The sequence below is a fragment of the Taibaiella koreensis genome (genome assembly GCF_003545715.1).
In the GTDB taxonomy this organism is placed as follows: domain Bacteria; phylum Bacteroidota; class Bacteroidia; order Chitinophagales; family Chitinophagaceae; genus Taibaiella; species Taibaiella koreensis.
The window spans coordinates 529,926-549,915 of record NZ_QVNU01000002.1 but is presented as its reverse complement, the minus strand read 5'-3'; the positions used below and the strand labels follow the sequence as shown (position 1 = coordinate 549,915).

General features: G+C 49.4%; 21 protein-coding genes. 10 read left to right on the top strand and 11 right to left on the bottom strand.

The window, feature by feature from the left end; all coding sequences use genetic code 11:
* The first annotated feature begins 16 nt into the window (after positions 1–16).
* The 3 genes from DZK30_RS09465 to DZK30_RS09455 all read left to right on the top strand — a co-directional run bounded on the left by DZK30_RS09465 (position 17) and on the right by DZK30_RS09455 (position 2,703).
* Positions 17–943 (top strand): M48 family metallopeptidase, encoded by a 927-nt coding sequence (locus tag DZK30_RS09465; protein ID WP_118973884.1) that lies wholly within the window; start codon positions 17–19, stop codon positions 941–943.
* Between the two features lie 88 nt (positions 944–1,031).
* A complete protein-coding gene (locus DZK30_RS09460; RefSeq protein ID WP_118973883.1) occupies positions 1,032–2,366 on the top strand; it encodes a dihydroorotase in 1,335 nt (444 codons plus the stop codon).
* Positions 2,367–2,490: 124 nt separating this feature from the next.
* A complete protein-coding gene (locus DZK30_RS09455) occupies positions 2,491–2,703 on the top strand; it encodes a hypothetical protein (protein ID WP_118973882.1) in 213 nt (70 codons plus the stop codon).
* Between the two features lie 85 nt (positions 2,704–2,788).
* On the opposite strand, the gene DZK30_RS09450 is transcribed toward DZK30_RS09455, so the two are convergent.
* From DZK30_RS09450 to DZK30_RS09435, 4 genes are read right to left on the bottom strand one after another with little or no spacing between them, the layout of a single operon-like run.
* Positions 2,789–3,298, bottom strand: coding sequence for a DUF4252 domain-containing protein (locus DZK30_RS09450; protein WP_118973881.1), 510 nt, complete (start codon positions 3,296–3,298; stop codon positions 2,789–2,791).
* Positions 3,299–3,303: 5 nt separating this feature from the next.
* The gene (locus DZK30_RS09445) at positions 3,304–3,831 is read right to left on the bottom strand and encodes a DUF4252 domain-containing protein (RefSeq protein WP_118973880.1); all 528 of its coding nucleotides are present in this window, start codon (positions 3,829–3,831) and stop codon (positions 3,304–3,306) included.
* The gene (locus DZK30_RS09440) at positions 3,828–4,334 is read right to left on the bottom strand and encodes a hypothetical protein (protein ID WP_118973879.1); all 507 of its coding nucleotides are present in this window, start codon (positions 4,332–4,334) and stop codon (positions 3,828–3,830) included. The genes DZK30_RS09445 and DZK30_RS09440 overlap by 4 nt, the downstream gene beginning before the upstream one ends.
* On the bottom strand, positions 4,331–4,804 hold the full coding sequence (locus tag DZK30_RS09435; RefSeq protein WP_162902986.1) for an RNA polymerase sigma factor: 474 nt from the start codon (positions 4,802–4,804) through the stop codon (positions 4,331–4,333). Before DZK30_RS09435 ends, DZK30_RS09440 begins: the two co-directional genes overlap by 4 nt.
* A 369-nt stretch (positions 4,805–5,173) precedes the next feature.
* On the opposite strand from DZK30_RS09435, the gene DZK30_RS09430 reads away from it, so the two are divergent.
* Positions 5,174–5,482, top strand: a complete 309-nt coding sequence (locus tag DZK30_RS09430) for a hypothetical protein (protein WP_118973877.1) — start codon at positions 5,174–5,176, stop codon at positions 5,480–5,482.
* A 145-nt stretch (positions 5,483–5,627) separates the two neighbouring features.
* Here the strand turns inward: DZK30_RS09430 and DZK30_RS09425 are convergent, their stop codons facing one another.
* A complete protein-coding gene (locus DZK30_RS09425; protein WP_118973876.1) occupies positions 5,628–5,894 on the bottom strand; it encodes a class I lanthipeptide in 267 nt (88 codons plus the stop codon).
* 59 nt (positions 5,895–5,953) lie between these two features.
* Here DZK30_RS09425 and DZK30_RS09420 point away from each other — a divergent pair, with 59 nt between their 5' ends.
* Positions 5,954–6,214 (top strand): hypothetical protein, encoded by a 261-nt coding sequence (locus DZK30_RS09420; protein ID WP_162902985.1) that lies wholly within the window; start codon positions 5,954–5,956, stop codon positions 6,212–6,214.
* A gap of 81 nt (positions 6,215–6,295) precedes the next feature.
* Here DZK30_RS09420 and DZK30_RS09415 read toward each other — a convergent pair whose 3' ends face one another.
* The 5 genes from DZK30_RS09415 to DZK30_RS09395 form a co-directional block, all read right to left on the bottom strand.
* Positions 6,296–6,688: a VOC family protein gene (locus DZK30_RS09415; RefSeq protein ID WP_118973874.1), complete on the bottom strand. Its 393-nt coding sequence runs from the start codon at positions 6,686–6,688 to the stop codon at positions 6,296–6,298.
* A gap of 6 nt (positions 6,689–6,694) precedes the next feature.
* Entirely contained in the window at positions 6,695–7,120 is a 426-nt protein-coding gene (locus tag DZK30_RS09410) for a helix-turn-helix domain-containing protein (protein ID WP_118973873.1), read from the bottom strand.
* Between the two features lie 178 nt (positions 7,121–7,298).
* Positions 7,299–8,042, bottom strand: a complete 744-nt coding sequence (locus tag DZK30_RS09405) for a response regulator (protein ID WP_118973872.1) — start codon at positions 8,040–8,042, stop codon at positions 7,299–7,301.
* 6 nt (positions 8,043–8,048) lie between these two features.
* The gene (locus tag DZK30_RS09400; protein ID WP_118973871.1) at positions 8,049–10,019 is read right to left on the bottom strand and encodes a tetratricopeptide repeat protein; all 1,971 of its coding nucleotides are present in this window, start codon (positions 10,017–10,019) and stop codon (positions 8,049–8,051) included.
* Between the two features lie 227 nt (positions 10,020–10,246).
* Complete coding sequence (locus tag DZK30_RS09395; RefSeq protein ID WP_162902984.1) at positions 10,247–10,636, bottom strand: peptidase associated/transthyretin-like domain-containing protein; 390 nt, start codon at positions 10,634–10,636, stop codon at positions 10,247–10,249.
* A 477-nt stretch (positions 10,637–11,113) separates the two neighbouring features.
* Between DZK30_RS09395 and DZK30_RS09390 the strand changes: the two genes are divergently transcribed.
* Genes DZK30_RS09390 through DZK30_RS09380 form a run of 3 tightly spaced genes read left to right on the top strand, consistent with a single transcriptional unit; the run spans position 11,114 to position 14,167 of the window.
* Complete coding sequence (locus DZK30_RS09390) at positions 11,114–12,163, top strand: hypothetical protein (RefSeq protein ID WP_162902983.1); 1,050 nt, start codon at positions 11,114–11,116, stop codon at positions 12,161–12,163.
* 18 nt (positions 12,164–12,181) lie between these two features.
* Positions 12,182–12,859 (top strand): hypothetical protein, encoded by a 678-nt coding sequence (locus DZK30_RS09385; RefSeq protein WP_118973868.1) that lies wholly within the window; start codon positions 12,182–12,184, stop codon positions 12,857–12,859.
* A gap of 6 nt (positions 12,860–12,865) precedes the next feature.
* Positions 12,866–14,167, top strand: coding sequence for a hypothetical protein (locus tag DZK30_RS09380; RefSeq protein WP_118973867.1), 1,302 nt, complete (start codon positions 12,866–12,868; stop codon positions 14,165–14,167).
* Positions 14,168–14,183: 16 nt separating this feature from the next.
* Here the strand turns inward: DZK30_RS09380 and DZK30_RS09375 are convergent, their stop codons facing one another.
* Entirely contained in the window at positions 14,184–15,158 is a 975-nt protein-coding gene (locus tag DZK30_RS09375; RefSeq protein ID WP_162902982.1) for a M48 family metalloprotease, read from the bottom strand.
* A 418-nt stretch (positions 15,159–15,576) separates the two neighbouring features.
* Here DZK30_RS09375 and DZK30_RS09370 point away from each other — a divergent pair, with 418 nt between their 5' ends.
* A complete protein-coding gene (locus DZK30_RS09370) occupies positions 15,577–19,026 on the top strand; it encodes a hypothetical protein (RefSeq protein WP_118973865.1) in 3,450 nt (1,149 codons plus the stop codon).
* Between the two features lie 36 nt (positions 19,027–19,062).
* Positions 19,063–19,965: a hypothetical protein gene (locus DZK30_RS09365; protein ID WP_118973864.1), complete on the top strand. Its 903-nt coding sequence runs from the start codon at positions 19,063–19,065 to the stop codon at positions 19,963–19,965.
* Positions 19,966–19,990 lie beyond the last annotated feature (25 nt).

The window sequence follows — 19,990 nt, the reverse complement described above, 5'->3', positions numbered from 1 at the left end:
GTTTTCCTTTAATCCTATGGCCTACGTAGGCATACAGACGCAGATCAGTCGCAACAACCGCAATACCTTCCTGTTGCTGGCAGCATTTCCCCTGCTGCTCCTGGGCATGGTTTATGTTTTTCTCTTTTTTTTCAACAGGGATAAAAGCGCGGTGAATGTAGCCTTTATCCGCGTCTTGCCCTTTGTGTTGGGTGGCACCGCCATATGGTTTGCGATCGCCTATTTCGCCCATAATGCTATGATCAGGGCGGCGACAGGAGCGCATCCCCTGGAGCGCCGGGACAATACCCGGGTGTACAATCTGGTTGAAAACCTTTGCATCTCCCAGGGTATGAAGATGCCTGCGGTCTATGTGATCGAAGATGACTCGCTCAACGCCTATGCCAGCGGCATCAACGAAAGCACCTATGCCGTTACCCTGTCGCGTGGTATTATCGCGAAGCTCAACGATGCGGAGCTGGAAGGCGTTATTGCCCATGAGCTCACGCATATCCGTAACCGCGATGTACGGCTGCTCATCATTTCTATTGTATTCGTCGGCATTTTCGCCTTCCTGAGCCAGATCGCCATGCGCAGCTTCTTCTTCTCCGGCGGCAGGCGTAGCCGGGATAAGGATAACAGCGGTGTGATCGTGCTGGTCGCCATTGCGGTCACTGCTATTGCCTATTTTATATCGATGCTGCTGCGTTTCGGCATCAGCCGCGGCCGGGAATATATGGCCGACGCCGGTGCAGCGGAGATGACACGGAATCCTGAGGCGCTGGCGAGTGCCTTGCGCAAGATCGCCGAGGACCCCTATATTGAAGCGGTAGAAAACCAGGATGTGGCGCAGTTGTTTATCGATCATCCCTCACCGGAACGCAAAAGCTCTTTTTCCCTGCATCAGCTGTTTGCTACCCATCCGCCTATCGAAAAGCGTATACAGGCGCTCGAGGCCTTCTAAAGAGGGCATCTGCAGCTCTTTTGAAGAAAGCGTTATCCTGAAAATGAACGTCATCACCTACCTTTGCGCTTAAATATCCACGATAAACATGGCGCAATCCCTACTGATCAAAAATGCTACCCTCATCAACGAAGGCAAACAATGGCAAGCCGACCTCCTGGTCCGTAACGGAAGAATAGAAAAGATCGCTGCGCAGATCGACCCTGGCGGCGCCGTACAGGAGATAGACGCTACCGGAAAATGGCTGATGCCCGGTGTGATCGACGACCAGGTGCATTTTCGCGAGCCCGGCCTTACCCATAAAGCAACCATAGGCTCCGAAGCCCGCGCAGCCGTGGCAGGCGGTACCACCTCCTTCATGGAGATGCCCAATACCAATCCCCCGGCGACTACGCAAGAGCTGCTCGAACAGAAGTACGACCGCGCGGCCGCTACCTCCCTGGCCAACTACTCCTTCTTTATGGGTGTGGCCAACGACAATGTGGAAGAGGTGCTGAAGACCAATGCCAAAAAGCGCGATGTGTGCGGCATTAAGATCTTTATGGGCTCCAGCACCGGCAATATGCTGGTGGATAACTATGTTACCCTCAACAAGATATTTGGCGATACCGAGTTGCTGATCGCCACGCATTGCGAAGATGAGCGTATCATCAAAGCCAATAAGGAAAAATATGCCGATGCCGATAATGCCTCCTTCCATCCCCTGATCCGCAACGAGGAAGCCTGCTTTGAATCTTCTTTCTCTGCTGTACAGCTGGCCAAGCAGCACGGTACCCGCCTGCATATCCTGCATATTTCTACCGAAAGGGAGCTGCAGCTGTTCACCAATATGTTTCCGATAAAGGATAAACGCATCACGAACGAGGTGTGCGTGCATCACCTGCATTTCACGGCCGACGACTATGCAAGGTTGGGAACGCTCATCCAATGCAACCCTGCTATTAAAGCGCCGCATCATAAAGAAGCCTTGTGGAAGGCCCTGCTCGACGATCGTCTCGATATTATTGCTACCGACCATGCGCCGCATACCTGGGAAGAAAAGCAGCAGCCTTATGGTAAAGCGCCCTCGGGTCTGCCCCTGGTGCAACACTCGTTGCAAATGATGCTGCATTACGTACAGGAAGGTCGCATCAGCCTGGAAAAGGTAGTGGAAAAAATGTGCCATGCGCCGGCCGAATGTTTCCGTATCGAAGAGCGCGGTTACCTGCGCGAAGGCTATTGGGCCGACCTGGTGCTGGTCGATCCCCATACCAGCTATACTGTTGATAAAAGCAATATCCTGTACCAATGCGGTTGGTCGCCGCTGGAGGGCAATACGTTCCCGGCAACGGTAACTCATACGATCGTCAGCGGCAATGTGGTATTTGAGCAGGGCAAGCTAAACGATTCGGTAAAAGGCATGCGCCTGCAGTTCCAGGCCTGATCTTTTCTATAAGCAGATCGTGGCAAGAGCTCCGGAAAGGGAGGGAAGCATGGCTCAGTTGCAAGGTTGAATTATAATTAAAATATTTGTATATTTGAGTATTGTTCACCAAACCACCGATAGCATGAAAAAAGCCAAACTTTCCCTGACTGCTTTGACCTTAAAGAAGCAAACCATTACGAGCCTTGATGCAGAAACCGTTAAAGGCGGCGCACCGTTTACGCTGCAAAGCTGTATCCAGACCGGCGCCTGTACACCTACCTGCACTTTAGATGGCACGATAGCCTCAAGATATGTGAGCAATTGCTGCGCAACCCTGCATTGCCAGGTAGGATAGGAGCAGGATTTGTAACCTAAAATATGCCGAAAGCCGCCATTATGGCGGCTTTCTTGTGCTGTGGCGATAGGGTATTACTGTCCGGTTAACTTTTAAGGCTGACCAGCTTTTTAAGGCCGGATTTATTGTTGCCGTTTTTTTCGCTCTTCAGCAAATCGTTGAGCTGGTCGAAAGTGATCCTGGTCTTCGCCTGAAGCAATACCAGCTCTTTATCGTCGTCGACCATAATGAACATATGCCGGATCTTCTGTGCGTCCTGGTTGATATAGATATTCACCCGGCTGTCATCGTCTGTTACTTGCAACAGACTTTCGAAATTGTCTTGTGCCAGGGCTTGCTGCAGCTCGCCCAGGACGGCCTGCCGGTCTTTCAATGCTTCCATCTGGAATATCCTTACAGATTTCAGGCAACGGAGCAGCCGGCGTGTGTCGCGGTCTTTGGGAATGAGCGCCAGAAGCATCCGCGGTAGCTTTATGGATTCCACATTGTCATCGGTCCGGTGGCGGGCATAGAAGCGTTGCAGGTTGTCGCCGGCATAGCTTGCGCTGCAAAAGGTGATCAGCAGGAGGCTGAGAATAACAATTATCTTTTTCATGGTGGTTATTTTTTTAGTTTTTTGATTTTGTCCATGCCGGTAATATTCATGTCGTCCGATATTTGGGTGAGCTCATTCAGCTTAAAATCGCCCTTGATGAATATAATGGCCTGGTCGTCGCCGGAGATCGTCATAATGAGCTCCTGGATATGGTTGTTGCGTTGCATCACACGGAACACGATATGGTTATCGCTTTCCCTGATCGACATCAGCTCTTCGAACTGGCTCAACGGCGCGCTGCTCAGCAGACGGTTGAACTCGGCCTTGGCCGGCGCTTTTTTGGGGTCGTCGCTGTCTATGAGCACGATCTTGAAATCCTGCAGCTTTGCAGCAAAACGTACGATATCCTGGTACTCGGGATCGGAGGAGCTGATCTTCGACAAGAGCTTAAACATAGCGCTGGTAATGCTTACGGTAGTGATACCGCTCCTACCTTCAAAGGAATGCAGCCATTTCTGCGCCGGGCTTTCCTGCGCCGAAGCCAGCACCGGGAGCAGCAAGAGGATAAGCAGAATGATCTTTATCTGTTTCATGATTTTTCCTTGGTTTGAATTTTTGAAATGGATTGTTCCAGCTTACTGAAGCGACCGATGCCATTGACGCCTTTGTTCAGCTTGCTGCTTACGTAGGCCAAAGCTTTGCGCGCCTGTTCCAGCGCCTGTTGCTCATCCTGTATTTCGCCCGAGAGCTCAGGCCTCACCAGGATCGCGGCGCTTATCGTTTGCTGCGCCGGTGGTACGGCTGCGGGCCGGGTGGCTTGTGGAGAAGGATCTGCCTGGCGCAGCATGAACCAAAGCGCCATACCTGCGGCCAGCGCCGGCCCGCCTATGGCCAGGTACCGGAGTGGCCTGAAGCGGCGTCTGGCATGGCGTGCCGGATTTCTTCCGGACTGCGCGGCGTCGATGGCCTGGAACAGCTGCGCATCGGGGCCGGCCTCACCGGGGTGCTGTGCAAAGTGATTTTGTATCCGGCGTTCTTCCTCAAGGGACGTCTCCCCGTTGTAATACTTCTCCAGCAAAGCTTTGATGTCCTTCATGATCTTTGATTGTACAGTTCTCTTAATTGTTTCCGGGCACGGGACAATTGTGCCCTTACCGCCTCGTTGCTGATACCCATAAGCCCTTCGATCTCGCTCAGCTCGTAACCTTCTATATCGCGCAGGTAGAACACGGTCCGTTGCTTTTCGCTCAGTAATTGCAACAACTGCTGCAACTGCTTCACCTGGTCCTTATCGATGATCTGCTGCCACACATCCGGCGCTTGTACTTTGCTTTCCCAGTAGCCTTCGTCCAGCTGTTCGGGCCGGCGCCTCCGCAGCCGATCGAGACAAGCATTACGTACTGCCTGCATCATATAGGCCTCGAGGTTCCGGACACTGCTTTCCCTGTTCTGTTCCCACAGGCGGATGTAGCAATCCTGCACCGCGTCTTCGGCGTCCTGCTCATTGCCCAGGATACTTGTGGCAAACCGGATATACTTGGGCCTCGAGTTCAGGAGCGCTTTCAAGGAATAGGCTGTGTTTATAAAAGGAAGACGGATGAAAAGGCTATTTGTGACAAGAACGTGAAATTTTTTTTCAGGGGTCTGTTATATGAGATCATGGAAGGTTGAACGCAAATAATAGGGGTACAGGGAAATCAGGTATAAGTGGTATACCCCCGTGGCGGTCCCATAGAGAATCATTGCCGTGCATCGTTGCTGTAACAGCGATCTGAGGGAAAAGCATTACGGGGAAGCATTCTTTAGGGGGGTGGTATGGGCGTTGTGCCGCTGCCGGAAACCGGGCGGAGAGCGCCTTTGTCGCTGCCGGCGCAAAACTTAACATTGGAAGTGCCGGCGTAATATTATTTTTGTGTTAACTTTTAAAAAGCCAACATGAGCAAAAACGCCAAAAAAGTATTAAAAGAAGAAGTCACTTTCCAGCTGGAACAAGCTTTGGGTAAGCTGAAAGATTTTTTAGGAGAAAGAAAATTCAATTCCAGGGTAAAGAAAGCGGTTAAGCTTCTTACTGCCGGTATTGACAATAGCGATAAGCCTGCCCGCAAAGAGGAACCGGCTGTGCCACCGCAACCAAAGAAAGCAAGTCCCCGGAAAACAGGTGGTGTTCCGGTTAAGAAGCGTGCTGCTGCCAAAAAGAAAGCGGCGATCAAGAAGCCGGCCGTAGCTGCCGAAGAAGCGAAATAGCGCGCGGAAAAGGATCTTATCTACTGAACGATTAAGAAGCGATTTTTCTTGCCGGTATAAAAGCGAGGAACCCGCCCTATGGTAACCTGCCCATAAAGGCTCACGCTTTATGGGCAGGGGTCCGTTCCCAAACAGCCGGGTACGTTTAATTCTGAACCAACACGCATTTGACGGCATGGCCGGATATCCAGCCACCGGATCCTCCATTGCCGCCACCGCCACCTGGCGCCTGACAGCATGGTGCGTTTACTGCCGTTTCAATAGGGCAAAGACATTGAGAAAGGCAGGAACCGGCGCAAAGAGTGACATCCAATGTCCAAAAACCTCCGGCCACACTTTCCTGCTGACTATTGTCAAGCTTTGCAATGACTACTCTATTAAGGCTCAGCTTCTTCTGATTTTTCTTTTTCATGAACGTTTTGTTGTTTAGTGAACAACAAAATTGCCGGACACTTCATCGCGAAACAATCGATGGAAACATTGAAATTCCTACCCACTGTTTTCATGGAAGCCTTGTCTATGGCCCTTCCTGCCAGTAGCGTTCTATTGGGTTACGATACTTTAAGTGTGCCATTAGGTCAATTACAGGGCCAGGGCTTGATAAACCAATGCTATTCTTTCTTCGCTTATCATTTCAGGCCCGGAAGGAAAAAGCGCCTGTTGCCAGCTGCTACGCCGTATGTTGGCGTACCGGCTCCCCACCTTTGTAAAAAGGAGCTGCCGATGCAGTAACAGAAAGTAAAAAAGCCGAAAAATGACACCCCGCCATCAAGCGGGGTGTTTTGGCCGGATAAGATCGTTGTGTCGATCCTGTCAACGCATTTCCACGATCTGGATATTATTGCCACAGGTATCGTCGAATACGGCGATCTTAACCGTGCCCATTTCGGTGGGCTTAACACTGAAAGCAACGCCCATTGCTTCCAGCCGCTCATATTCCTGCTGAACATTGTCCACGTTGAATTGCGTATAAGGGATGCCTGCATCGAAAAGGGCTTCCTGGTATACCCGGGCGGGCTCAAAATGATTGGGCGCCGGCTCTAGCAAGAGCTCTGGCCCATCCTGCTCTTCCCTGCTCACAACAGTGAGCCACCTGTCTTCGCCTACGGGCGCATCTGTTTTCTTTACAAAGCCGAGCTTGCCGGTGTAGAATGCCAGGGCTTTTGTCTGGTCGCGGACCGGGATGCTTATGATCTTTATCTTCATTGGAATTTAGATTTGATGTTGCAAAGCTTCGCCTTTATGGTTAAAGCGATATTGTGAAAATTGCTCTTTTTGAAAGGTGGTCGGGCTGCATCCTGTTTTTTTCCTGAATAAGGTGCTGAACGAGCAAGGGCTTTCCCAGCCGATAGCATAGCAAGTCTCTGCTACGCTCATTCCTTTTTCCAGACATAGCTTTGACTGTTCGATGCGTTTATCCCTGAGGTATTGTTTGGGTGTTTGCCCGTAGTATTTTTTGAACAGGCGCAGGAGGTGGTATTTTGATATGAACCCGGCATGCGACAGTGCATCCAGGCTTAGTCCGGTATCGAAATGATCATTGATATGCCTCCTGATACCAATCACCGTATCCAGCTGTCCCCGGTTGGCATAGACCGTAGCCCTGATGCGGTTGATCTCACGTTCGTAAAAGGTCATTTGCTTAAATTTATGCCGCAATCTGATATTCCAGGCGTATCAATCGTTGTACCAGATTGATGCATGACGGGTCTGGACAGGAAATCTAACGACTTTTTCGGAAAAATGGATAAGTCATAGCGATAAAGCGGAAGTCCCTAGTATGGCACAGGCTCTCGCTTTATCCGGAAAAACAAGCTCATTTATTTTGCGCGATTTTCTTAAGGCGCGAAAGGATGTCTTCCCTGTATTTTTTGCTCCAGGGTATTTCTTTCGTACCCACGATCAGCAGATCCTTTTTGATCTGGTCAACCTTATGGATATTGACATAGTGAAACCGGCTTACCCTGATCAGGGGCGGGTAGTCCAGTTCAATAGCGAGATTGTTTGAGCTGATCGAAACTTTGTAGTTCTTTCCGTGCTCGCAATACATGATGGTTGACATACCAAGCGTTTCAAGGCAGAGAATATCGGAGAAAATTACTTTACTATAGCCATCGCCGGCAAAAACAAAAATACCGTCTGTTACACGATCCCCGATCTCGGCCGGAACATGGGCTCCGGGAGAAGTGGGTGGTGCGGCCTCCGCCATTTGCACGGCGCGTAATAGCGCAGCATCCGTATAGGGCTTGGTCAGGTAATTGTTCGGCTGGGTAAGTTTCGCCTGCTGAAAAATCGGGTCGGCATCTTGTTCTGTTATGAAAATAATGGGTTGAGCCAACTGCCGGCGTATGATGCCTGCCGTGGAAATACCATCTATTTTTCCATCCAGTCCTATATCCATCAAAATAATATCGGGGTTGAATTGAGACAGTAATGCTATGGCTTCTTCTCCGGTACTTACCGCCCGGCATTCGTAGCCGTTATGCGTTAATGTGATCGTCATGTCTGAGCTGAGGATGACCTCGTTCTCTACGATAAGTACTCTTTTTCTATTTTCCATGATAAACTATGCTTTACTAAAAGTAATACTTTGCTTATTCTTATCTTCACTTCGTTCGTAATGCACGGTCCCTTTTAGTTGCCGGGCAAGCATGTCGATCAGCATGAGTCCAAGGCCTTTTTTCTTCGCCCGTGCTTCATGGATATCCCAGGCCATCCCATTGTCGGTTATCTGAAGGCAATATTGATCATCAGTTTGCCTGAAGCTGATGGTTATGTTGCTTATCGTTCCCGGGTTATACTTGAAAGTGTTGGTAAGCGTTTCGTTGATCATAAGCCCCAGGGGGATGGCCAGGTCTGCTTTCAGGTGCACATCATCAATAAGAAGGCCGGGCCGGAAGCGCTCGTCGCCGGCCCAGAAAGCCTGTTTCAGATTAGACACGATCTTCGCAATAAAGCCGGGCATCGCCACTGTCCCGGTATAATCTTTTTGATAAAGCATGCGATGAACAACAGCCATAGCCTGTACGCGATTTCTCCCCGACTGTATTATGCCGATCTCTTTCTCGTCGGTGGTGGTCAGCGTCTGCAGGTTTAGAATACCCGATATAATCTGCATATTATTGGTTACTCTGTGATTCAATTCCGACATCAGTATCTCCGTGTGCTCCCGCGCCCTTTGCCGCTGCTTATTGGAAACGTAAAGCAGGTAGACAATCACTATCAACAAGACAACAATGCCAGACAGAAGCAAGAGAAAATAACGCTGAAGCCGTACCTGCTGTGCCTGCATCGTTACCCGCTGCTCTGTAAGCAGTAGTTTTTGCTGTTTACTGTTCATATCAAGCAATACATTCATCCTGGATATATCCGCTGAAAGCTCCATGTTGAATAAGCTATCCTTCAGCGCTATTGCTTTTGTGTTAAAAGCGTTGGCTGCCTTATAATTGCCGGTCTTCCCGCTGATGGTTGCCAAAAGCAATGCATTCTCCATTTGCTGCTTTCTGTAATCGTGGCTGTCTGACATACGGGCAATCAGGGAGGCTATTGCTCCCGCTTCTTTGTAACGCCCTCTGGCTACATATATATTTGCAAGACGGGAAGCGGAGGTCATCCAGCCGTCCTTATCGGTCAGCGAATCCCGTTGTGACAACACCTGCAATTCAAAGCGCTCAGCCTCATCGTACCGCTGTAGCCCCAGGTATGTTTCCGCAATATTATCGCGTGTCGTGATCGCCGACTTACGCAGGCCCAGCCTGCTTTTTAGCTCCAGGGCTTTTAGGTAATAGTTTAATGCATTGCTATAGCTTCCAGTGCTTTTATATACGTTTCCCAGGTTATTGAGGGAGCCCGCTATTCCTGAGCTGTCACCCAGAGCCGTGCGTATGGCGAGTGCCTGCCGGTGGTATTCCAGTGCTTCGGAGGGGCGGTGGAGCTCTTTCAGGGTATTGGCCAGCGTCGTCAGCGCGGTAGCTTTTTCTTCGGGCATATTAAGGTGACTCATGGCGGCGATAGCATCCGAAGTCGTGCGGAATGCCTGGGCGTACATCGCAATATTCTTATAAGCAATTCCGGTGCTGACCATACCTTCTATCACTCTCACCGTATCCTTAACTTCCTTCAACAGACGTCCGGCTTTCTCATAGTAAACGATTGCGCTGTCATACGCCGATCTTTCGCTCAGGAGCAGGCCTGTATTGTGCAGCGCCACACCTTCACTCTCCTTATCTCCCAGCTGGTGTGCCAGCACAGCAAGGTCTCTGAAGAGCGCCATAGCCTGTAGCAGGCTATCCATGTTCCAATAAGCCACACCTATTGCGCGCATGCTGTTTACCTGCGCCGGTAAATTATGTTGCGCAATGGAAATATCATAAGCCATTCGTGCCGCTTTGAGACGTTCGGTAGCCGGCAAGCTTTTATTATTTGCGCGTTCAGATAGTGTCGAAAGGGAGATAGCCTGTGCTGCCGTTTCGGTGTTCCTTTTGCAGCCGGCCAATATGGCCGGCAGGCATAAGAGAAGCAGAATAAGGGTACGCATGGTGTTTGGTATTGGTATGCCCGGAAAAAATAAAATGTGACTATCCGGATATAGGAAACAGGATACAATTTGCTTCTAAATAACGGTTGCTGAGCCTGTCGAAGCACCATCTTTGTCCTTTCGACAAGCTCAAGGACCGGCTTTGTTTCCTATATCCGGATAGTCGGAAAATAAAAAATATCCGGGAATATCCCGGATATTTATGATGTTACTGTTAACTAATGATACTATTGTTGGAGCGTGATCATTTGGACCGTGGAAGAGTCCGTGAGTGTGATCATGGTATCCAGCCGCTGATAGCCTTCTTTGAAGAATTGCTCCTTATAATCGCCATACCATGAAAGGTGGAAGAAGCATTGACCATACTCGTCGGTAAACTCCTGGTAGGTCTCGCCACCGTTGCTCATGCTTACCTGCACACGCGCCAGGGGCTTCCCGAAGGCATCGGCTACGATGTGCATGATGAGTGGACCATCGTCGTCTTCACGACCTTTAAGGTGTTTCAGGCCGGTACAGGTATCGGCTTGTGATGGCTTGGGGGATACGAATGCTGTTTTTCCGCATGAAGCAAACAGCAGGGTTGCTATAATAGCAATAATGATTCCTAAGTATTTCATTGTCTGAAAATTTTGGGCCGGGACATAGGAAGGGCTGATCAGATTTTTTTTCATCTGATAATCAATTCTTTATAATCCTGACTGTGTTATGAACGTCATTGCAAAAAGGGCTTGCTGACGCCGGGATGATCATCCGGGCTAAGGGGCCAAAAGGCCGGTCAGGTAGTGTATGCTGTGTATACTGCAGCGTCAGAAGCCTGTGTGAGCATAGCAGAAAGGGGCGCCCTCCTTAATCAAACTTTTTATATACATTTAACCGGTAAAAGTCGATCAGGTGCTTTCTGTATCTCAGTGTCAAAATAAAGGCGGGAAACGTTCAGCATTGGTGGTTTGGCAAAGTGTGGTAAAGCATGGAAAAGCGTGGTAAATTTTCCAGGCTTAAATACCTGATAATGAATATCTATGCTTAGTATCTCTATTTTGAAATTTGAAAAAATCAAGTTGATTTACGAGAAACGTAAACGTAAAAAAGCATCGATGGCGAAGCTTAAGGAAGAGCTTAAGGAATTTGCATCGAAACCATTATTCATTTTACTACGCAGGCCTGATATCCGGGAAAAAATAAAGCTGGGGATATTAAGCCAGACAGAAAAGGATGTCACGCGCTATGCGCAATACATGTCCAAGCTTCTGCCTGGTTCTTTTAACAGGGCTTTTAAAGGGCCCGGTATAACGCCTCAGGAGAATCTGTTGCTTGCGGAGATTGTAGATTTTTATATAGAAGAGTATTGCGGGCTGCTTCCGCTCGATATAGATAGAGCAGCGCCGCAGCCAGAAAAAGCGGCCTGTTTTTTTTCCGAACAAACATCATTGACCCTGTTTAAACGAGCCGGCAGTTTATGCTCGGCCCCCGGTTGTTTGCGGCTTACTGCAGGCCCTGTGCTTGCGGCGCCGGATAGGGCAATTGAGTTGGGCAGAGCCTGCGCTATACGGGGCCTTAGAAAGGGCGATCCCCGCTACGATCCTGCTGTGGCTGTGGTACAGGATAGCGTGGAAAATGGCATCTGGTTATGTGCCAACGATGCGACCCTGGTCGAGGCAAGTCCGGAAGACTATCCGGCAGCACTGCTACAGGCCTGGAAGGATAGCCATGAGCTGCTGATCAAAGCCTGCCTGGATGGGAAAAAGAAGATTACCCTGATGATGAATCAAGGAGACCGCCAGGGCAATATTGCGATCGCTATGCTTAGCTTTTTTGCGCAGCAGGAAGTATTGTGCAGTACACATGCCGCTTATGAGGAAGAAGATATGATAGCCCAGGTAAGGCATATAGGAGACTTTCTCATGGAACATAGTCTTGATTTTGGTTTTGGGTCGAAGCTGGAACAGCAGATGTACGCTGTAGATGCGCTCTGCGATGCTTTCCTGGACCGGATACCGCGTGTGGGAATAAGCACTGCCGGTTTTTTTTCCATATTCCGGAAATTGCTTGGCATGCTCCTGCTGGAAACAGCCAGGCATTACCAGCTATCGATACCGCATACTATTGTAAAGATCATCCCGGGCAGCCCGGATGTAAACACCTAATCGCATACCAATTGAATTATGAAAAAAAGTTACGGCAGCACGGTCTGGAAGCTGCTCCGGGAATACGCCATATGGCAGCCCGGCGCGCCCACGGAGCTCGGCGATTTCGGCCTGATCAAAGATGGCTGTTTTGAGCGCATCGGTAATATAAGAGATTATATAGGCGATGTCGTTATCAAATCAAAGGCAAATACGCTCGACCAGATGTCGCTGAGATCGGATAGTACCTGGTCCCGGGAAGGGAAGCCCGAAAAGAAAGTCGCGGTTACACTTGAGTTTAAAAAGAATAATGGGGTCCTGCTTTCGGCCAAGGGCATCGAGGTGAGTAGCTTCCTGGAAATGCAGAAAGCCGGCGCGCTTATTGCGCAATCGCCGGACTGGGACCGGTCCTGGTTTGTGGTAACCTCGGTACGACATGCCGACCGGTTTGTATTGGTAATCTCGAAAGACCTGAAGGCGGCTATAGAAGGGCCGGAAGATACGATTGACGGCCTGATGCAAGGCGACCCGGGCGATATGTCGCAGGTGCAGCTGATGGGAGCGATACAGCTGAAGCTGATCGGCAATGCAGGACCACTAAGCGTTCGCCTACACCAGATGAAGAGCAGAGGCCCTTCTTTCCGGCATCTTGAAGGCAGTGATGAAGACGTTGATGAATTGGTACTGACGCCTTACCTGGCGGGCGTAAAAGAATGACGATCTATGGAAGCAACAGCCCATATCGGCATCCGGGAGGCCATAAGCATGATACAGGAAAATGCGTATGCGGCAATGGATATGACCTTGTACGACGTAACGCAATATTATGCCGGCGAGCGCCGGCGTATCGCAGATATGATGGCTGCGGCGCCCGACTACCTGTTGTCCCGGAGTGATATACTCGCGGCTGACCCCTCCCTTGACTATATAGCACTTGACCTGCCCGGCCGGTTCGACCAAACGATCGAAGGATTGCCGTATCAAAATCCCTATCTCTACTCCTGGTTGCTGGATTGCCTTCGCTATTGTGATGAGAAGCTGTGGGGCCAGGGCGCGCAAAGGTTGCCTTTTATTGTGGCTACAGCGCCTACAGGCCGTTTTGATGCCATAGCGCTGCGGGGATCGCCGGATAATGGTATTCTGATTGAAGATGGCCTGCTGAATGTGGCCACGCAATTTTCCAATACGCTGGCCCTGATCCTTTATGATAAAGGAGTGGGAAGTACCTATATTGAACGGTCTGATGAGGCAATGCTATCGGCGATGGACGAAGACGACCGCCTGGTCGGTCACCTGGCCCGGACCATTTGGGAATATGTTGTCGATGGCTATAGTTTTCTTCCGGGTGTGATGAGCAAGAGTGCTTACGACGATGAAGATCACGCGATCCGGCATGTGCTGTCGCTAGGGTTTCTCTTTTTCGTTTTTGAGCACGAACGTTATCACCTGGACTGGTGGCAGCAGGGAAACGACGGAAGCGTATTTGAGGCCAGCGGCCGCGACATGTGGGAACGCTGTAAAGACCATATCGCCGATGTGCTTCCAACCATGACTGCGGAAGCCTTTTGCCGGCTGCATGCTACGCACGGTGAGGAATTGTTAGCAGACTTTCATGCTTTCAACGCTGTAACGGTATTGGGACAAAAGGAGGGAACCTATGCAGCATCCATTACCGGCGCCCTTATGTTTTTTATGATCGCCGACATGGTACAGTACGTCTGCTTCCGTTTGCAGGAACCTGAATTTATCGGGAGGCTTTATACTCTGGATGGCCAACTGTTGTCGCTGGTTGCGATCCTTACTGCCGAGAGCCATCCGTATGCCTTTCTCCGGAAATGCAGTATTGCCAGCGAGATTGGCCGCTTGCTGCCCGCGCATCTCGATACCTTGTTGTCGGTAGATCGTAAGCTTGACCTGGTTGCGCAAAGCGTAAAGGTTGCGCTGGATAACATGGTTGCAGCAGCGCCGGCGCCACCCGTTCCGCACGCCAAATGGGCCTTCGGCAAATCACTGACGGGTTTTTGAGCCGGAGCTCAGCGCTTCAGGACATATAAAACACCATAGCATCCCTGATGGCCACACAAAGCGGGTCGCCGGCATCGACCGGATAAACGGCGCTTAGCGCTTCCGCGCGTTCAAGTGGATGAGGGTGTTGTGTATAGCCTACCGGCTCCTGTGTACGTCTTTCCTGCATCCGGTCGAGACGATCGAACAATTGGAACAACAGTAAAGGCGCAAACATCAATTTATATTTGCAATAGGCATAGTATACCGAGTCGTCGACCGTGTTGCATAAGGCGCTGAACAGTCTGTAGCCATAGCTGTCGGCCTCGAATTCACGGGCGATGCTGCGGCTGTCCACTTCTACGGTATCCGTATGACCATTGGCCGAGAGGATCTTTTTTACCCCGCCTGTTGTGTGCTTCAATACGTGATGCCCGATCTCATGGGCGAGGATAAATGCTTTGAAGGCATGGAACAGGTAGTTGGCCAGTTCGGCCAGCTCATAGTCCCGCTTTAAAATAGTATTGTGTATGTTATCAACGGTAAAGTCAAAACGTTGCCTTTGGAAATAATTGGTATCGATGATTTCCTGTACAAATGTCTTCACGGTCTCCCTTTCCCCTTTATCAATCACACCCATAGCATCAAATACCATGATGTTGGAGAGAATGTACAGTAGCTGGAAGAACACATCGTCGACCAGTACGATGTAGCCGTCTGTTGCACTGAGCGCACAGGCGCTGTATTCTTCGAGGCTGACCTGGCAAAAATGAATATTCAGCGCGCTCCCATCCATTCGCTCCGCTACTTTGACCAATTCATAGAAGAACCCATTTTCATGAATAGCGTGCTCTTTGGCGATTTCAGAGATGTCCGGCGGCCTTTCTCCCGATTTTTCCCATTCCTGCCATAGCTCTCGGGTGAGGGCGATCGAATCTTCATCGGGCATCATAACCTTAAAAACCCGTCTGAGATCGGCAAGGGCTTCTTCGCAGCTTAATTTGTCTAACATCCTTTCGTGTTTTGATCTTGTTGAAGTACTACCTGTATTGAACGATTACACGCGCGGCATTGCATGCGCTTTCATGAATGCTGTGGCCACTGTAAGAGAGACTGCTCCCATGAAATAGTAAGACACGCCGGAAGCAGAAAAGGTACAATGATTTCGGAAGGTAATTCTCCTTTTTGGGCAGGTGCAATCCCCTCGTTTAACACCGTTTATGGAATATTGTAACAGGATATAAACACTATCTCCTGCTGGCAGGGACGCGGTGTTCATTCATATTGACGCCTGGATTTTGCATTAAAAATTCGCGTGGTTTCACGTATGTAAAAGGCGTGGCAATACGCATATAAACGGTAGGTCCCGGTTCTAATTTCGCAGTAGTAATTATTCCGATAAAGTATCTAATTAATTAAAACGACAAGAAATGAATCTTCAACAATTCCTCAATTTTTATGAAATAAAGCCGGACTCTCTGGAGGCAATAAAGAAAAGAGCTTTTATCGTCGGAAGATTTAATACATCCGAAGCGGAAACTTCGGCTTATTTATTTTCGAAAAGCCGGCGAAAGGATCCGCGGTATAAAGACTGCCGGGACCTGAGCTATGCCAGCTTTATTGATGTGATTAAACCTACGCTGACAGAAAGCTATGAGAGCGGCGAGGAAATCGCTACCGGGCAGCACCTGCCTTATTTTGAACTGTCGCCACAGACCACAGACAGGAGCAAAGGCGATGCTTCTTATGTGATTGACCCCTATAATTATTTTTTCCAAAGGGCGATCAGCACTTCGGAGCATGAGCACTATAAGCAAAACACGGAAAACCTTTCGAGCAAGCTACCGGAGAACACGGCAGGAGAAACGATATACAAAGAAATAAGGCTGAATCTTAAAAAGTTCTGCTCCTTCCAGTCGAAGAATTATGAATTGATCCGGGCCTTTTCGCAACTGCTGCACAGCAACAGGGGAAAAGGGGGCATACCGGGGGCCTTCGCCGATGGGGAAGTATTGCCCGTAAAATTTTTGCCGGTCTTTATCGACTTCCTGTACAGGGAAGGCACCGATCCTTTCGTAGCAGACAGCGTCGACTTTGAATCCCAGCAGATATGGAAGCCAACCATGACCGGTCCCAAGAAGGAAATGTTCCTGACTAATTTCTCAAAGCTGGTATCTGTCTTTAAAAACTATCTTATCGATCCCAAGGGTCTGGCGCGGGAGCGCATTGAGAACATCGATCTGCGCCCGCTGGCCACCATCGTTAACCAGGACCTGCAAAAGGCCTTTGTTGCCTCCAGGGATTCCTATAATATGTTGCGGCAGATTATCCGGAGCAAAGTATTGCTGAGCATGGTGCTTCAATGGGCCACGAACTCATTTCATCAGCTGGAATCGGTAAAACATGAGGTGACCGCTTCAAGAAAGAATATTGCTATCGAGAAGGCCATCAAGGACGGTACCGACGGTTTGGCGAAGCCTGCCCGGAATTTATCGAATGGGAAGCCGGTAGCAGAAATGATCGCCGACTTCCGGGAAAACTTCCCAAAAATTATTGAGTATGTCAATAATCCCGAAGATGCTGCCGTGAAGGAAGTCTTTTCGAAGCTGTCTGATTTCTTACAGAATATCGCTAACCGTATTTTGGAGAATGAAGACAAGACAAGCAATATAAGGTTGGTGATGACGATGCATCCGGATCAGAAGCGGGCTACGTTACAGGCGCTTGAGAACTATTTCGTAGATGTGCTGATCCCCAGGATGTTTAAGGAGCCGGGACTTACCCTTGATGAGCTGAAAAGGAAATTCAACAGCTACGAGGCCATTCTCTTGCAGCAATCCAGCCTTATGGACGTTGCCAATACTGATAGCCTGGACAGTCTCGATGCCAAAGAGAACGAATCCTACGATGAAACTTTCGCGCGGGTAATGAACGCCATGGTGGAAGTCCTGGTCGATGATAATGTGGTAGCCTCTATTATCCGTACCGCTCAGACGGCCGAGAACCAGGTGCTTCAACGAACCTTACTGCCGGCAAGCAACGGAATAGGACAAATGGTGCCGCTCTTATCGCCTGTTGAAAATGCTTCAACTGCCGCTTTCGGTCAAAGTATCGAGGAGCCGGTGGGTGATGAGATCATTGCCGTGATGGAGCTGGAACGGCCAGAGACAATAAAACGGCTCAGGGAGGCATTTCCCGAGTCATCTGCTGCAGCGCAAGGTGGTAGCGGAATGCTGTCGTCGGGAACAGCCGGGCGCCTGCTGGTCTCCGGTGAGGAAACGGAAGAAACACAGCTGCCTGCGAACATTCAGGAACAGGAACGATTCCTGGAATTAAAGAACAGCGCCCTGGCCCGCCTGGCACAGAGCGGGAACGTGAACCTGGGCCTGGCCTTACAGCAATATGCCCATGCCGGTGATGCAGGCAGCAAGGCGCTGGCCCTGCAGGAAGTAAGGACGATCATTCACCAGGATGTGAAGATCTATCATTACAACCTCAGCAGGATATATGATAAATACGTGGCGCCAACCGCACTCACCAATTTTAAGAATACAGTAGAAGCCATGACCTTATCGCAGCTGCTGCTGGTACATCAAAACGAGCTGCACCTGGACAAGGCAGGAACGAATCTTTTCGACCTGCTGCTGGATATGATCGAATATATCGACAACCCGGAAAGGCCGGACCTGAAAAAATTCTTTTCTGAGCACAGCCTCACCAAATATGTATCGGAAAAGCATTTTAATCATAACGGCCGCGGCTTTGCCGCCCTGGAGGCCGGCCTTAAGAACCAGACCGAGAAAAGTCTGAACAATGTAAAGCAGTATGTTTCGGAGCTGCAGGGCGTTAAATACCTGCTGGATGTTCTGGAGAAGAGCCAGGCCGATTGCGAGGTAGTCGTGATCAATGCCCACTGGTATGAATTCCTGAATTGGGTAAAGGCTAATATAGATGATGTGGAAAAGAGCATCTTGAATCCCGCGGGCCTTACAAAGCACAATTCATCCAACCCCCAATTCCCTGTTATTGCTTATATGACGGAGCTCTCCTTCAATAACGAAGGATATGATAATACCATCTCGCAGAAGATGAATTTTCTCAATGAGCTGGGCAATGGGTTCAACAATGCCGGCAATGGCGCCGGGAGCAGCAATGTAGCAATCATGCCGCCTATATGTATCTCTACATCGGTAGCCGGCGGAAAAGAATGGGTGGATAGTGGCATCAGCTTGAGTGAATTGTGCCGGAATGTAGCCTCTCCGGTGCTGATACTAGGCCCTTCTGTACCGCTGAACAGTAAAGCAGACATGGGTTTCGAAACCACGCTGGCCTCGGGATACCTGTTGTGTACGCATTTGCTGAACGATGGTAAAACACAGTATATCGATCTGAAGCATGTGAATGCTCTGTCATCCGACCGGTTCAGGGTTATCGGCTATGGGGCTTTTGGCATCAGCAATTCGATCAAGAACCTGATAGAGGCCCCCGATGCTTTTGATTACTCTTTCGCAGCCGACTTTTATTTATACATAGTTGCATTGCTGGCTGCGGCAGCCGGATATTCTGGAAAGGCTGCGGATTATAAGCAGCTGGATATATCGGGCCTGGACTTCTGGCAGGCTTTCTACAACTGCTTTAACTACAATGCTATTTTTCAGCCGAAGCATGCTGAATCAAAAGTTTTGGACAAGATCTCTTTATATAAAAAGGTTACCGACTGGTCGCTGGAGAATGACATCAGCGGCGGCGCCGATCTGCAGAGCGTTCAGCTGTTCCTCAACGAGCGTAAGGACAAATTCCAGGTCTTCAACAATATCGGCTGGTTCAACAACCTGGTCAATTCTTTGAAAATTAATAAACAAGCCCCTGTAAGCAATTAATGCGCATCACCCTAAAAAAATAAAACAAACAAAACTATGTCAGTACATGCCAATTTTGATAGCCAGGATTATAAGGATATAACGGGTTATAAAATTTCTGCCTGCCTGCAGGTCAACAACAGGATCCAGGATTCCTTCTTTGTCTATATCGAGCAGGTGATCGCACCCCAATTCGATTTTGCACCTTTGAATATGGATGTTCCCGATGCCACCGAGGGCAATAAGAGAGGGACGCTCATCATCAGCGACGATAATAACTACCGGAACTATAAGTTCGATAATATTGACCTGGTAGATTACCAGATCCATTTTTCCCACTTCAGGAAAGTAAGGCTGCTGACGTTCCGGTATAGCCCTGAGATCACCAACAATGGAAGCTTCTGTACCCTTACCAATAACCAGAGCAGCAAAGACAGCAAAAGTTTCCGGAACAAGTTTGCACAAACCTATATGTACAGCATCCAGGGCCAGGGCTCCTCGGAGTCCTTGTTATCCATTTCCTCAAAATTCACAAGGAATAGTAATGAATATATCCGGTTCGGTACCCAAAGGACCAAGGACAATTCATTTATGGACCTGGCAATAAAGCTCGACGAAGAAATACCAACAGGCGGTATCCAGTCCAAGACGATTACCTATAAAGGATTGTCGGCGACCATCGACAAGGATAATTTCGTCGCTATTATCGTAGACGAAACGTATGGCTCCTTCCTGCCCTACAGTCTGCCGCCACTGGATGAGGTTTCGGTAAGCAGCAGCTATACCGACTTGCTTAAGATCAAGTACGATCCCTTGAGCCCCTTCGAATACCTGAAGCATGCTGTGGCGCCGCCGGCAGGTGGCAGCATCATCGACAACAGCTTTTCCTCCAGTATTGAAACGGCAGTGCTTATTCTTGAAAATGGAACCTTCCTCGATCATTCCAAATCGATGGTTTAAGCAAACACTGCTCCCTATTAAAGGC